This window comes from Fructilactobacillus frigidiflavus, from assembly GCF_044054575.1.
Taxonomy (GTDB): domain Bacteria; phylum Bacillota; class Bacilli; order Lactobacillales; family Lactobacillaceae; genus Fructilactobacillus; species Fructilactobacillus frigidiflavus.
In genome coordinates this window covers 248,034-262,666 of record NZ_CP168716.1, presented here as the reverse complement: position 1 = coordinate 262,666, position 14,633 = coordinate 248,034, and the positions used below count along the sequence as shown (strand labels likewise).

Genomic DNA, 14,633 nt, shown 5'->3' with positions numbered 1-14,633 from the left:
ACCAGATATTCCCCAATATCTGGTAGTTTTTTCGGTATGTGTAATACTTGCTAGATGTTTAAATATATTTTGTAAGTTAATTATATCACAATCGGGTTTATTATAATTTTTTTGAAAAAAAGTAGTAAGCTTGATTTAGGAATTATTTTTTAAAATACTATGTTACGGCTTCTTTAGTGGTTTTTTAATCTGATGTTAAAGTGTTACAATTAAAAGTGTTTATCGGTAAAATTAAAAAGCACAGCTTAATGATTAATTTAGGAGAAACTATGAAAAATAATAATGAAACGAAACTACATTATAAGATGTATAAATCCGGGAAAATTTGGCTGTTTGCATCAATTACAGTGACTTTTTTTGGTATTACTGGCGTCCAAGTTACAACTCATGCTAGTGATACCAACCCAGACGCTGCTGTTGTAGCAAAAACGGATAATCAGGCGTCTACCAACAATAGTCAACCATCTGCAGAAAGCCCAACTAATCCTAGTGATCAAAAAACTACGGATGTTAAACAAGTTGATGTTTCTAGTAACCCAGAAAATCAAGTCGCTACAAGTTCGACTGAGACTAAACCGGCAATCGAAAATACTAACTCGGCTCCGATTACTGACAATCAAGAAAATAAGCCAGACACCAATCATAATAGTGCTGATGCAAAAACTGATGTTAAAGATTCACAACCTGCACCAGATTCTGCTGCCAAACCAGTAGAAAACACAGATCAACCAGTTGAAGTTCCCAAAACTGATGAAAATTCAAAGTTAAACCAAGCCAATACGGCACTAGCGGCAACTAATAATGTTACGCAAGGAACTTGGGGAACGGCAAACTGGAATTACGACAATGACAGTAAGGTAGTTACCGTACAAGGTAATCAAAATACAACTTTTGGAACTATCAATGAGCCCCGTTTTCCAGATGCAGTTACTAAAATTGTGATTGACGGCAAAGTTAAAGCTAATCAAGATAGTAGTTTTGCGTTTGCAAATTACAGTGACTTAACTGAAATTGACGGAATAAATAACATTGATACTTCAGACGTAACTAATATGCAAAGTATGTTCGCTGAAGATTATAAATTAGCTAAACTAGATGGATTACAGGATTGGGATGTTAGTAACGTAACCAACCTATCAAGCTTCTTTTTAAATGATCGTTCTTTGACAAAAGTTAATGTCGGCTGGAAGGATACCAGTAAATTTACTGATATTAATACGGCTTTTTCTAATATTCTTAGCCCCATGGATTACACCAAAGGGATTAATAACCAAATTGGGAATAATGATCACAATGGACTTCGTGAAATTGATGGTTTGAATACGTGGGATGTTAGTCATGTTACGAATATGAACAACTTATTCTATAACGATTATGTTTTGAGCTCTCTTGATTTATCAAACTGGAATACAGCAAGTCTTACTAGCTGTAATAACATGTTTCAAAGTAACTATTACCTAACTAATTTGAATTTAACTGGTTGGAATACGAAAAATGTTACCGACATGTCATATATGTTCTGTGGACTGGGAACTTATACCGCTTATTATGGAACTTTGCCTGTGATAACGGGATTGAATAGTTTTGATACTAGCAACGTAACTAATATGAGTTACATGTTCCATAGTTATACTGGAAATTATTTGGATCTATCAAGTTTTGACACCAGTAACGTAACTACTATGGAAAGAATGCTCGACACTTCGAGTCTGTTAACCCTGGATTTATCAAATTTTGATACTACTAAAGTTACCAACATGAATAACATGTTTAATTCTGATGATAATTTAGTATCTTTGAATATTTCTGGCTTTGATACCCGTCCTAACCAATATCGAAGTTCAGTTTCCATGACCGGGATGCTTTCAGGAGTTATCTACACAGATTCAAAACCGAGTGATACATGGGGATTAACCAAATTAATCTTAGGCGATAATACTTTATTGAATGCTGATAGTGGATTACTTAATCCACCCAAAGGCGAGATTGTGCCCACGACCACCAGTATCTTAACCTCTGGAACTTGGCAAAATCTAGGTACTGGCTACGCAAATGTCAATAATTTTAATACTCCTAGTAATAACAACTACAAACCAAATGGTCAATTTATTACTGCCAGTGATTTAACGAACGGGCAAGCTCATCCCGGAACATGGGTTTGGTCAATTGACCAATCATCATTAACGGCTCATGATGTCACCATTCATTTGGGTGAAACTTTACCCGCTGCGAGTGCATTTGGGAGTGCTACTGATGCCTACGGAAATCCGGAAACGTTAACGGTTGATACGCAAAATGTAAATAATCAACTATCTGGGGATTATCCGGCTACTGTTTCAGCCAACGGGGTCACTAAAGATGTTACCGTCCATGTTTTAAATGCTAACGGCGACGTTTTAGCAGGAGATTTAATTAAAAGTGATGTTGCTAACAATGCCATTCTGGGTGATTTGGATAACGAGGCAACTCAAGCTCAACTAAATAATAACTATGTGCCTAATCCTGATCCCAAATATTACGATGCCAACTGGTTCTCTAAAAATCAATTTGCTCCTGACCAAAATAGTATGATGTACTATGCTCAAATTAATCCGGATGGTAAAGAGAGTGATTTGACGGATGGACAGCTTACTATCACACCTGCTAACGATGATCCAAATGACGATTCTAACGGTAGCTATATTAATCCTGATATGATTTGGATTTCAAATGGTTCCGTCGATGGACAAAACATGACATATAGCAAGCTTGCTCAGTCAGGCTGGAAATATGTGGTTAATGCTGACGGTTCGATTACCCTTGATTTTGATTATAAGAATAATCAAAATTATGTAATTGCTTTTAAAGTGGGACAAAATGATTTTAATTTACAGGCGGATGCCCACATTTCAGCGACTGGTAAATATGTAGACAATACTGGACAAACCATTACTAAGCAACAAGCTCAACCTGATCCAAGTAACTCTTCAAAATACCTCAATCAAAATTACATTAATGTATGGGGAAGTTTCCCCACGGTCTCTGTAAGTGGCGATGATGTTACTTATTATGTTGGTGATAATCCAGCTGATTTGCAGTATCATGCTCAACTAAACTATGCAGACGGAACCACTTCTGATCATGTCAAAGTTGATACTTCAAAAGTTGATTTTTCTACTCCAGGAATTTATACAGCAACGATTATCGATACCGAACCGGGTTATGCATGGGTAACTAATACACTTACTGTTCAAGTAATTAAAAAGGTTGAACAAACTAAAGCGATTACGAGAACCATTAATTATGTTGATGAAAAGGGAAATCCAGTTGATAAAGCAACGGTTCAAGTGGTCACCTTTACTGAAACTGGTGAACAAACTTCAACTAATCCAGATGTAGTCAAATGGAATGACGATTGGACGAGCGATGGCAATTTTGGCGCGGTTCAATCACCGGAATTGAGTAATCGTCATTTAGTAGATGAGAGCCAAGCAACAATCTCTGCTGAAACACCAAGTGTGAACGACACAAATCAAATCATTAATGTTAAATATGCAGATGATACGCAAAAAGTAAGTGAAAATAAAGATGTCACGAGAACAATCAACTACGTTGATGACCAGGATCAAACAATTGCCCCAGCAGTAAATCAAAAGGTGACGTTTAGTCGTACAGGAACAAAGGACTTATACACTGGCAATACCGCTTGGCAAACATGGACAAGCACTGGAGACTTTGGCGCAGTACAATCACCAGAATTGAAAAATCGTCATTTAGTAGATGCGAGTCAAGCAACAATCTCTGCTGAAACACCAAGTGTGAACGACACAAATCAAATCATTAATGTTAAATATGCAGATGATACGCAAACTGTTAGCGAAAACAAAGAAGTTACCCGGACAATCAACTACGTTGATGACCAAGGGCAAACATTTGCTCCAGCAGTAAATCAAAAGGTTATGTTTAGTCGTACAGGAACAAAGGACTTATACACTGGCAATACGGATTGGCAAGCATGGACAAGCACTGGGGACTTTAGCGCGGTACAATCACCGGAATTGAGTAATCGTCATTTAGTCGATGCAAGTCAAGCAACAATCTCTGCTGAAACACCAAGTGTGAATGACACAAATCAAATCATTAATGTTAAATATGCAGATGATACGCAAACTGTTAGCGAAAACAAAGAAGTTACCCGGACAATCAACTACGTTGATGACCAAGGGCAAACATTTGCTCCAGCAGTAAATCAAAAGGTTATGTTTAGTCGTACAGGAACAAAGGACTTATACACTGGCAATACGGATTGGCAAGCATGGACAAGCACTGGGGACTTTAGCGCGGTACAATCACCGGAATTGAGTAATCGTCATTTAGTCGATGCAAGTCAAGCAACAATCTCTGCTGAAACACCAAGTGTGAATGACACAAATCAAATCATTAATGTTAAATATGCAGATGATACACAAACTGTTAGCGAAAACAAAGAAGTTACCCGGACAATCAACTACGTTGATGACCAAGGGCAAACAGTTGCTCCAGCAGTAAATCAAAAGGTTATGTTTAGTCGTACAGGAACAAAGGACTTATACACTGGCAATACGGATTGGCAAAACTGGACAAGTACTGGAGATTTTGGTGCAGTTCAATCACCGGAATTGAGTAATCGTCATTTAGTCGATGCAAGTCAAGCAACGATTCCTGCCGAAAACCCAAGCGTAAATGATACAGATCAAACGATTAACGTTAGATACGCAGATGATACGCAAAAAGTAAGTGAAAATAAAGATGTCACGAGAACAATCAACTACGTTGATGACCAGGATCAAACAATTGCCCCAGCAGTAAATCAAAAGGTGACGTTTAGTCGTACAGGAACAAAGGACTTACTTACGGGTAAGACTGATTGGCAAAGCTGGACAAGCACTGGAGACTTTGGCGCAGTACAATCACCGGAATTGAAAAATCGTCATTTAGTAGATGAGAGTCAAGCAACAATCGTAGCTGAAACACCAAGTGTAAATGATGCCGATCAAACGATTAACGTTAGATACGCAGATGACACTCAAACTGTAAGTGAGAACAAAGATGTTACCCGGACAATCAACTACGTTGATGACCAAGGACAAGCGATTGCACCAGCTGTAGACCAAAAGGTTACGTTTAGCCGTGAAGGAACAAAAGACTTATACACTGGTAAGACTGACTGGCAAAATTGGACGAGCGACGGTAACTTTGGCGCAGTACAATCACCGGAATTGAGTAATCGTCATTTAGTCGATGCAAGTCAAGCAACGATTGCAGCTGAAACGCCAAGCGTAAATGATGCCGATCAAACGATTAACGTTAGATACGCAGATGACACGCAAACGGTAAGTGAGAACAAAGATGTAACACGGACAATTAACTACGTTGATGAACAAGGTCAAACGATTGACCCAGCAGTAAATCAAAAGGTTACGTTTAGCCGTGAAGGAACAAAAGACTTATACACTGGTAAGACTGACTGGCAAAATTGGACGAGCGACGGTAACTTTGGCGCAGTACAATTACCGGAATTGAGTAATCGTCATTTAGTCGATGCAAGTCAAGCAACGATTGCAGCTGAAACGCCAATCGTAAATGATGCCGATCAAACGATTAACGTTAGATACGCAGATGACACACAAACCGTAAGTGAAAATAAAGATGTAACGCGGACAATCAACTACGTTGATGACCAAGGACAAGCGATTGCGCCAGCAGTAAATCAAAAGGTGACGTTTAATCGTGAAGGAACAAAGGACTTACTCACTGGTAAGACTGACTGGCAAACATGGACGAGCGACGGTAACTTTGGTGCAGTACAATCACCAGAATTGAAAAATCGTCATTTAGTAGATGAGAGCCAAGCAACGATTCCTGCCGAAAACCCAAGCGTAAATGATACAGATCAAACGATTAACGTTAGATACGCAGATGATACGCAAAAAGTAAGTGAAAATAAAGATGTCACGAGAACAATCAACTACGTTGATGACCAGGATCAAACAATTGCCCCAGCAGTAAATCAAAAGGTTACGTTTAGTCGTGAAGGAACGAAAGACTTATTGACGGGTAAGACTGATTGGCAAAACTGGACAAGCACTGGAGACTTTGGCGCAGTACAATCACCAGAATTGAAAAATCGTCATTTAGTAGATGCGAGTCAAGCAACGATTGCAGCTGAAATGCCAAGTGTAAATGATGCCGACCAAACGATTAACGTTAAATATGCAGATGATACGCAAGTAGTTAGTGAAAACAAAGAAGTTACACGAACAATCAACTACGTTGATGACCAAGGACAAGCGATTGCACCAGCTGTAGACCAAGTTACATTTAGCCGTGAAGGCACTAAAGATTTAGTCACTGGAAAGACTGAATGGCAAACATGGACAAGCACTGGAAAATTTGGTGCAGTACAATCACCAGAATTGAGTAATCGTCATTTAGTAGATGCGAGTCAAGCTACCATTACGGCTGAAACGCCAAGTGTGAATGACGCAAATCAAATCATTAATGTTAGATATGTAGATGATACGCAAACTGTAAGTGAAAATAAAGATGTAACGCGAACAATCAACTACGTTGATGAGCAAGGCCAAACAATTGCGCCAGCGGTTGATCAAAAAGTAACGTTTAGCCGTGAAGGAACAAAAGATTTAGTCACTGGAAAAACTGACTGGCAAACATGGACAAGCACTGGAAAATTTGGTGCAGTACAATCACCAGAATTGAGTAATCGTCATTTAGTAGATGCGAGTCAAGCTACCATTACGGCTGAAACGCCAAGTGTGAATGACGCAAATCAAATCATTAATGTTAGATATGTAGATGATACGCAAACTGTAAGTGAAAATAAAGATGTAACGCGAACAATCAACTACGTTGATGAGCAAGGCCAAACAATTGCGCCAGCGGTTGATCAAAAAGTAACGTTTAGCCGTGAAGGAACAAAAGATTTAGTCACTGGAAAAACTGACTGGCAAGCATGGACGAGCAACGGTAACTTTGGTGCAGTACAATCACCGGAATTGAACAATCGTCATTTAGTAGATGCAAGTCAAGCAACGATTGCAGCCAAAACACCAAGTGTGAATGACGCAAATCAAATCATTAATGTTAGATATACAGATGAATCAGAAAATAATATTCCAAATGATTCACCTAAGGATGATATCAATAAAAATTATGCTTCTAATAAACAAAGTGACGATGATTTAAATCCAACAACATCGGATTACAATAAACCAGATGAAGTGGATGAAAACCCATCAATGGTTAAGCAACATAGCGATAACCTTAATCAACCAGAAAAAGTTTCTAACAAACAAAATGAACTTCCTGACACAGGTGCAAGTAATGAAAGCTTAATTGAGATTATTGGTGGATTTTTGATATTAATCACTACTTTGTTTGGCATAAGAGGATTGAAAAAGCGAAAATAAAAAATCCTAATTTGCCTACCTAATTAATGATATAAACTTTTTAAGAGATACTTATAGGAAAACGACCGAATTCATTAAGGATTCGGTCGTTTTTGATTAGAAATATATTTTATAGTCTATTTTTCTAAAAATATTAGTTGTTTTACGAATTTAACCAGTATGGGAGGTAGCAAATTTTTACTACGTTTTTTTGAAAAAAAGTAGCAAAATTATACTTATAAAGATTGGTATCTCATCATTTGTCGCACATTCATATTTTGCGAAAATCAATTGTATGGTAATCACTAGGTAGACAGAAAATTAAAAAAATCTCAGCTGTTTTACGAATCTAATCATTAAGAAGGGAGGATTTCAAACACATTATCTACCATTATAATAGAAGTCTTACCCCCAATCAGATTACAGAATGTGTTGCTAAGATTACAGCATTACAAATCACGCCTGATTCTTAAAGTCCCTGTAATCTCAACGTAATAAATACCCTTTATCATGGGTACTGTTGATTAGTTGAGGTTATCTCTTCAACTAATACAACCATCTTAAATCAGAAAACTAGAAGCAGTTAATCAAAAAGGAGATTTTATCTATATGAAATTCAAAGGTTTAAAGACAATTGCAGCAGTTACTGCTGTCTCAGCTGGTGTTTTATTCGCCGGTGCCAACAGTGCTAACGCCTCAACTCGTGTAACCGTTCAATCTGGTGACACAATCTCAAAACTTGCTAAAACTTACAACGTTTCAATGCAAAGTATCAAAGACGCTAACAAGATCCAAGATATTAACAAAATTTATGTTGGTGAAGTTTTCGATATTGATAATGGTGACGTTGAAGTGGTAGCACCAACTGCTACTGATACTGACGCTGTTTCAGCTCCTGTAGCTCAAGCAACTACACCTGCTGTGACTGCTACTGCACCAGTTGCAACTCCAGCACCTGCACAAACTGAAACTCCAGCTGCTCCAGTTCAAGCAACTGCTCCTGTAGCACAAACTGCTACTCCAGCTGCAGCCCCTGTTCAACAAGCTGCTGCTCCAGTTGCTCAAGCTTCCGTACAAGCTGCAACTCCAGCACCTGCACAACCTGCTACAAGTTCAGTAACTGGTAGCGATGCTGCTGCTAAAGACTGGATTGCCGGTCGCGAATCAGGTGGTAACTATGGTGCTTCTAACGGTCAATACGTTGGTAAATATCAATTATCATCATCATACTTAAACGGTGACTACTCACCAGCTAACCAAGAAAAAGTTGCTGACAACTACGTAACTTCACGTTATGGTTCATGGTCAGGTGCCCAAGCATTCTGGCAAGCAAATGGTTGGTACTAAGATTAAATAAACTAACTTTAAAAGGGAATTCCGATTGGGATCCCCTTTTTGTCTACCATGATTACCATTTCTCAGCATGATATAATGAAGTTATTAACATCATTAGAAAAAGGAGACCATTATGGAAAACACTTTATACAGTAAAATTAACATTCTCTACTATTTAACTTTAGTAGCAGCCATCATTGAAACAATTGGTGCAATTCCCGTACTAGGTGGGTTAGTTATCATCGTGAGCGCCTGCGCCCCTTTAGTAGCGTTATTAGGTATCTACGTCGCTGGGTTGATTTTTACGATTCAAGCCCAAGCTACTCCCGGTGCTGATCGGTATAACATTGAACTAGCTAGCATCAAAACGAAGTTCATTACCGGAATTATTTGTGCAATCGTGGCCTTTATTCCCATTATTGGTTGGATTCTACACATCGTAATGGCAATTATCATGTGGTTACAATATACTAGTTTAATGGGCATGAAAACTAAAGTTGCCAAAGATGACGTAATTGAAGATGTAAAAGCTGAAGACGTTAAAACGGACAACGACAATAAAGAGTAACTAAAAAATGCCCACTTAATTTGGGCATTTTTTAGTTTGATGAAAGTTGTGATTATAATGGTAGAAAAAAATAAAAAACAGAAGCAAAAACGGATCTGGATTCGCGTGCTATTGAGCTTATTCGTGATTTTACTAATCGCTGGTGGAATTGGGATGTACTATCTCTTTAATTTCGCGTTTGCGCGGGGTGGCTTCAGTGATCAAATTCGCAGTCGGGCCAATACCGAGTGGTACGATAGTCATCCATCACAAACCTGGACGCAGAAAACCAAAGATGGACAAACGTTGAAAGCTCATTATTTTGCTGCGGAGCAACCCACCAACAAAACAGTGGTTGTCGTGCATGGTTATGGCGGATCAGCCCGTCGCATGAGTACTTACATTCGGATGTTTCATAATGACGGCTATAACGTCTTAGCGCCCGATAATCGGGGATTTGGGGGCAGTACTGGGAAATACATTGGATATGGCTGGCTAGATCGCGTCGATGTCACGAATTGGATGAAACAAGTGAACCAGTATAATCCACATGGCGAATTAGGGATCTTTGGGATTAGTATGGGGGCAGCAACCGTCATGTATACTTTGCCTACGGCTCCGGCTAATACCAAATTTGCGATTGCGGACTGTGGTTATTCAAGTATTAATGCCGAATTAAGTCATGAATTACATGAAGTCTTTAATTTACCCGCTTTTCCGATTTTGCCGATTGCGAATTGGTATTCTCGCTTCTTAGCCGGGTATAAATTTACCGACGGGAATACAAAAACGACGTTAAAACATAATCACATTCCGTTGTTTATTATCCATGGAAGTGAAGATAAGTTTGTCCCAACTAAATTTGCCTACCAAAATTACCAAAACGATAAAAGCAAAGATAAGGAAATTTGGATTGTCCGTGGCGCAGAACATGCCCAATCAAAACAAACTGATCCAGTCCAATATCAGGAAAAAACCGCGGCGTTTGCTAGTAAATGGTTTAACAACTAGATTACAAGAATATTACGAATAGATTAATCTTTAAGAATTCATTAAAGATTAGGTGATAAATACGTTACCATTAATAATGGTTTACTTATAATCTAGTTAATTAAAATTTTAAGTTTATAATTTTTTAAGGAGTTTTTATTTTATGAAGAAAGTTACAAAGGCAATTATTCCAGCTGCTGGTTTAGGAACCCGTTTCTTACCAGAAACGAAAGCCGTACCGAAAGAAATGTTACCAATCGTTGATACGCCTACGATTCAATACATAGTCAAAGAAGCCAAGGCTTCTGGAATTACCGATTTAGCAATCGTAATTGGTTCCGGTAAAGGTTCAATTGAAGACCACTTCTCATCAAACTATCTACTAGAACAAAATCTTGAAGCAAAAGGTAAAGATGCCATGCTTGAAGCTGTACGAAAAACGAATGATATGAACGTTTACTTTATTCGTCAATCCTATCCTAAAGGTCTTGGAGATGCTGTTTTAACTGCTAAAACCTTTGTGGGGAACGATCCGTTCGTCGTAATGCTTGGTGACGATTTGATGACTGATAAAGTTCCGTTAACTAAACAATTAATTGATAGTTACGAACAATCAGGGGCTTCAACGCTTGCTGTGATGCGGGTTCCTCATGAAGAAACGGTTAAATATGGGGTAATCGATCCCATTGAAGAAGTTAGCGACGGCATGTACGACGTTAAACAATTCGTGGAAAAGCCGGCTCCTGAAGACGCTCCTAGTGATTTAGCGATTATTGGTCGCTACCTATTTACCCCTGAAATTATGGATGTGTTGGAAACGACTAAACCAGGTAAGGGTAACGAAGTTCAATTAACTGATGCCATTGATACTTTGAACAAAACCCAAAAAGTGTATGCACATGAATTCAAAGGTGATCGGTTCGATACTGGTAATAAGCTTAGTTGGCTAGAAACTAACATCGAATTTGCCTTACGTCGTGACGATTTAAGTGATGACTTAAAGGCTTATATCATTGAATTAGCTGATAAATTAGAAAAATAGTGGAGAGTATAAATGAATATTAAGGTTCTTGTTGCATCACATAAAGATGCTCCTATGCCCAAAGATAAAAATTTATATATGCCTGTATTAGTCGGTGCTGACAAAAATTTTAATGGTCAAAAGGGATTTCAACTTGATAACGAAGGAATTAACATTTCAAGTAAAAACCCTAATTACAACGAATTAACCGCTATTTATTGGGCTTGGAAAAACTTGAAAAATACTGATGCCGTTGGATTGGTACATTATCGGAGATTATTTAGTAAAAGTCATCAAAGGCTTCTAGATAATGTATTAACTTCAGATCAAGTAGAAGAATTGTTGCAAAAAGCACCAGTTATTTTACCTAGAAAAAGAAATTACTACATAGAAACCATTAAATCTCATTATTTACATTCTCATTACCAAGAACCACTAGATGTGACTCATGAAGTAATCAGTGAGAAATTACCAAGTTATTTGCCAGCTTTTGATAAAGTTATGGATAGCAAATCAGCTCACATGTTTAATATGTTTATTATGAAAACTGATTACTTTAATAAATACTGTGAATGGCTTTTTGAAATTCTTTTTGAAGTTGAAAAACGAGTTGATATTTCTGATTATTCAGTTCAAGAAGCGCGAGTATTTGGTTATTTATCCGAATTATTAATGGACGTTTGGATTAAAACAAATAATGTTGATTATGTAGAGTGTAATTGGATCCAAATTGGGGACCGTCAATTAGTAAAGAAAGCAATTGGCTTTATTAAAAGAAAATTAATTAGTAATGTTGGGGAAGACTCGACTCATTATTGAGAATGTGGGTAATTTTTTATTTAATTATATATGTTAAAATATGTTTTATGCATGGAATTTTAACTTTTATATTTTTGTTATTAGTTATATTTTCGATTATAATGTTATAGTAAACCATTTGCAGTTTTCTAATATAATCTTTAATTCTTTATTATTTTTAATAGCAATGGCTTAAAAGGAATGCTTGAAAAAGTAAATTTAAATTGGAACTAGTCGAGAGGATTTTTTTATGAAGGATAGTTATAAGTCATTTTTTATATATTGTTTTAACGTTGTTAAGAAGAGTAAATTAATAGTTATTTCTACAATTATTTTATTTTTTTTATTGTCTTGCATTATCACATTTGGAATCATGAAACCTAAGTACACTTCAACCACACAGTTACTTGTTAATCAAAAATTAAGTAAAAGTGAATTAGCAATTCAAGCTCAACAAACCCAGACTGATATCCAGAGAGTTTTTACATATAAGGATATTATTACAAGTCCAGTAGTACAAAAGCAAGTTGAAAAAAATTTAAAAAATGAACCTGGCGCAAATAAAGCAAAAATAAATGTTCAAAATCAACAAAGTTCACAAGTTTTTTCAATATCTGCGACTACAAATAATCCATATACATCTGCAGATGTTGCTAATGAAACAGCTATTGTTTTTCAGAATAAAATAAAAAAGATTATGGATGTAAATAGTGTTACAGTAGTTTCTAAAGCAACCCCTAAAATGAATCCAACTTCTCCTCACTACGTAACAAATTTAGTAGCTGGATTATTAATGGGAATTATTGTAGGTTTTAGTATATCTATTTTTAAAGATTCTAATGATAGAACAATTAAGGAAGTTGATTATCTTACTGATGATTTAGGATTGAATAATCTTGGAATTATAGCTAATATTGATGATAAAAAAATGTTCAACAAAAATAAAGATAATAAACGTCGTCATGAACATACAAGAAGGGTTTAGGTGAATCATGGGATTATTTAATAAAAATAAAAAACTAGACGATCAAACAATGAAACACGGTGCACCATTAATTGTCGAAGATAACCCATCTTCTCCAGTTGCAGAACAATTTAGAACCGTTAGAACTAACATTAAATTCTCTATTATTGGTGATAACAATAAAACAATTTCAATTACATCGGCCGATCCTTCTGAAGGAAAAAGTGTTTTTAGTTCTAATTTAGCTGTAACTTTTGCACAGCAAGGTGAAAAAACAATTCTAATAGATGCTGATTTGCGTAGACCAACTGTTCATAAAACGTTTACTGTTTCTAATCAAGAAGGTTTATCAAACTATTTATCTGGTAATATTTCATTGGATGAAGTTATAACTAAAACTGACATTGATAACTTGGAAGTTATAACAAGTGGTCCTATTCCGCCTAATCCGGCTGAACTTATTGGTAGTTTAAACTTCAAAAATATGTTAAATGATTTGAATGAAAAATATGATTGGATATTAATTGATACTCCACCAGTAAATGCTGCAACTGATGCTTCATTAATTGCTGCAGATTGTTATGGAACTATTTTAGTTGTGCCTCAGTCAATTGCAAATAAAATTGATGTTAATAATGCAGTTGAACAATTAAAAAAAGTAAATGCTAAAATTTTGGGAACAGTTATGAATCGGGTAAATATCAAAGAATCTTCTGGATATGGTGGTTACTATGGTGGTTACTATGGGGCTGAAAAAAATGATTGATGTTCATTGTCATATTCTTCCTGGTGTTGATGACGGTTCTCCAGATATGGAAACTTCTTTAAAATTAGCTCAGGAAGCAGAAAAACAAGGGATAACGGCCTCTTTGATTACTCCACACCATATGGATGGGCAATATACTAACCACCTAAAAGATGTTGAAAAAGAAACCTTAGAATTTCAAAAAAAAATTGATGAACATGGAATTAAACTTAAAGTTTTTCCAGGGCAAGAAGTTCATATTACTGGTGATTTATTAGAAGCAATTGACGATGGTGATATTTTATTTGCTGATCCATTTAATCGTTATTTGATGCTTGAGTTACCCCATATTGAAGTTCCTGAATACACTGAAAATATGCTTTTTGAACTTAAAACAAGAGGAATTACACCAGTGATTGTGCATCCTGAACGTAATCATGGTTTTCAAGATAATCATGATTTATTATATAGATTTGTTGATCAAGGTGCGGCAACTCAACTAACGGCAAGCAGTTATGTAGGTGTTTTTGGTCCAAAAGTAGAAAAATTTACTGAAGAAATTATAAAAGCTAATCTTGGAAGTACTTTTGGATCTGATACTCATAATTTCAAAGGACGTCGCTATCGTATGAAAGATGCTTATGATAAATTAGAAAAGCAATTTGGTATAAAAATGGTTGATCGTTATGAGAATAATGCTAAAGCCATTTTAAATGGTGATGATATTGACCAAGGAACTATTAAACTAATTAAAAATAAAAAGAAATTTTTAGGTCTTTTTTAATTATTAAGATATTAATTTATAT

9 protein-coding genes are annotated in these 14,633 nt (G+C 36.3%); all 9 read left to right on the top strand.

Annotation, left to right across the window (positions count from 1 at the left end; translation table 11 throughout):
• Positions 1 to 269 precede the first annotated feature (269 nt).
• The 9 genes from ACEPSS_RS01430 (at position 270) to ACEPSS_RS01390 (ending at position 14,611) form a co-directional block, all read left to right on the top strand.
• Complete coding sequence (locus ACEPSS_RS01430; protein ID WP_395319520.1) at positions 270 to 7,448, top strand: mucin-binding protein; 7,179 nt, start codon at positions 270 to 272, stop codon at positions 7,446 to 7,448.
• 588 nt (positions 7,449 to 8,036) lie between these two features.
• Positions 8,037 to 8,774: a LysM peptidoglycan-binding domain-containing protein gene (locus ACEPSS_RS01425; protein ID WP_395319518.1), complete on the top strand. Its 738-nt coding sequence runs from the start codon at positions 8,037 to 8,039 to the stop codon at positions 8,772 to 8,774.
• A 121-nt stretch (positions 8,775 to 8,895) separates the two neighbouring features.
• The gene (locus ACEPSS_RS01420) at positions 8,896 to 9,330 is read left to right on the top strand and encodes a hypothetical protein (RefSeq protein WP_395319516.1); all 435 of its coding nucleotides are present in this window, start codon (positions 8,896 to 8,898) and stop codon (positions 9,328 to 9,330) included.
• A 57-nt stretch (positions 9,331 to 9,387) separates the two neighbouring features.
• Positions 9,388 to 10,320, top strand: a complete 933-nt coding sequence (locus ACEPSS_RS01415) for an alpha/beta hydrolase (RefSeq protein WP_395319514.1) — start codon at positions 9,388 to 9,390, stop codon at positions 10,318 to 10,320.
• A 142-nt stretch (positions 10,321 to 10,462) separates the two neighbouring features.
• The gene (gene galU, locus ACEPSS_RS01410) at positions 10,463 to 11,341 is read left to right on the top strand and encodes a UTP--glucose-1-phosphate uridylyltransferase GalU (RefSeq protein ID WP_395319512.1); all 879 of its coding nucleotides are present in this window, start codon (positions 10,463 to 10,465) and stop codon (positions 11,339 to 11,341) included.
• 12 nt (positions 11,342 to 11,353) lie between these two features.
• On the top strand, positions 11,354 to 12,139 hold the full coding sequence (locus ACEPSS_RS01405) for a DUF4422 domain-containing protein (RefSeq protein ID WP_395319511.1): 786 nt from the start codon (positions 11,354 to 11,356) through the stop codon (positions 12,137 to 12,139).
• Positions 12,140 to 12,368: 229 nt separating this feature from the next.
• Positions 12,369 to 13,103, top strand: coding sequence for a YveK family protein (locus ACEPSS_RS01400; RefSeq protein WP_395319509.1), 735 nt, complete (start codon positions 12,369 to 12,371; stop codon positions 13,101 to 13,103).
• 7 nt (positions 13,104 to 13,110) lie between these two features.
• Complete coding sequence (locus ACEPSS_RS01395) at positions 13,111 to 13,848, top strand: CpsD/CapB family tyrosine-protein kinase (RefSeq protein ID WP_395319507.1); 738 nt, start codon at positions 13,111 to 13,113, stop codon at positions 13,846 to 13,848.
• The gene (locus ACEPSS_RS01390; RefSeq protein ID WP_395319505.1) at positions 13,826 to 14,611 is read left to right on the top strand and encodes a tyrosine-protein phosphatase; all 786 of its coding nucleotides are present in this window, start codon (positions 13,826 to 13,828) and stop codon (positions 14,609 to 14,611) included. Before ACEPSS_RS01395 ends, ACEPSS_RS01390 begins: the two co-directional genes overlap by 23 nt.
• Positions 14,612 to 14,633 lie beyond the last annotated feature (22 nt).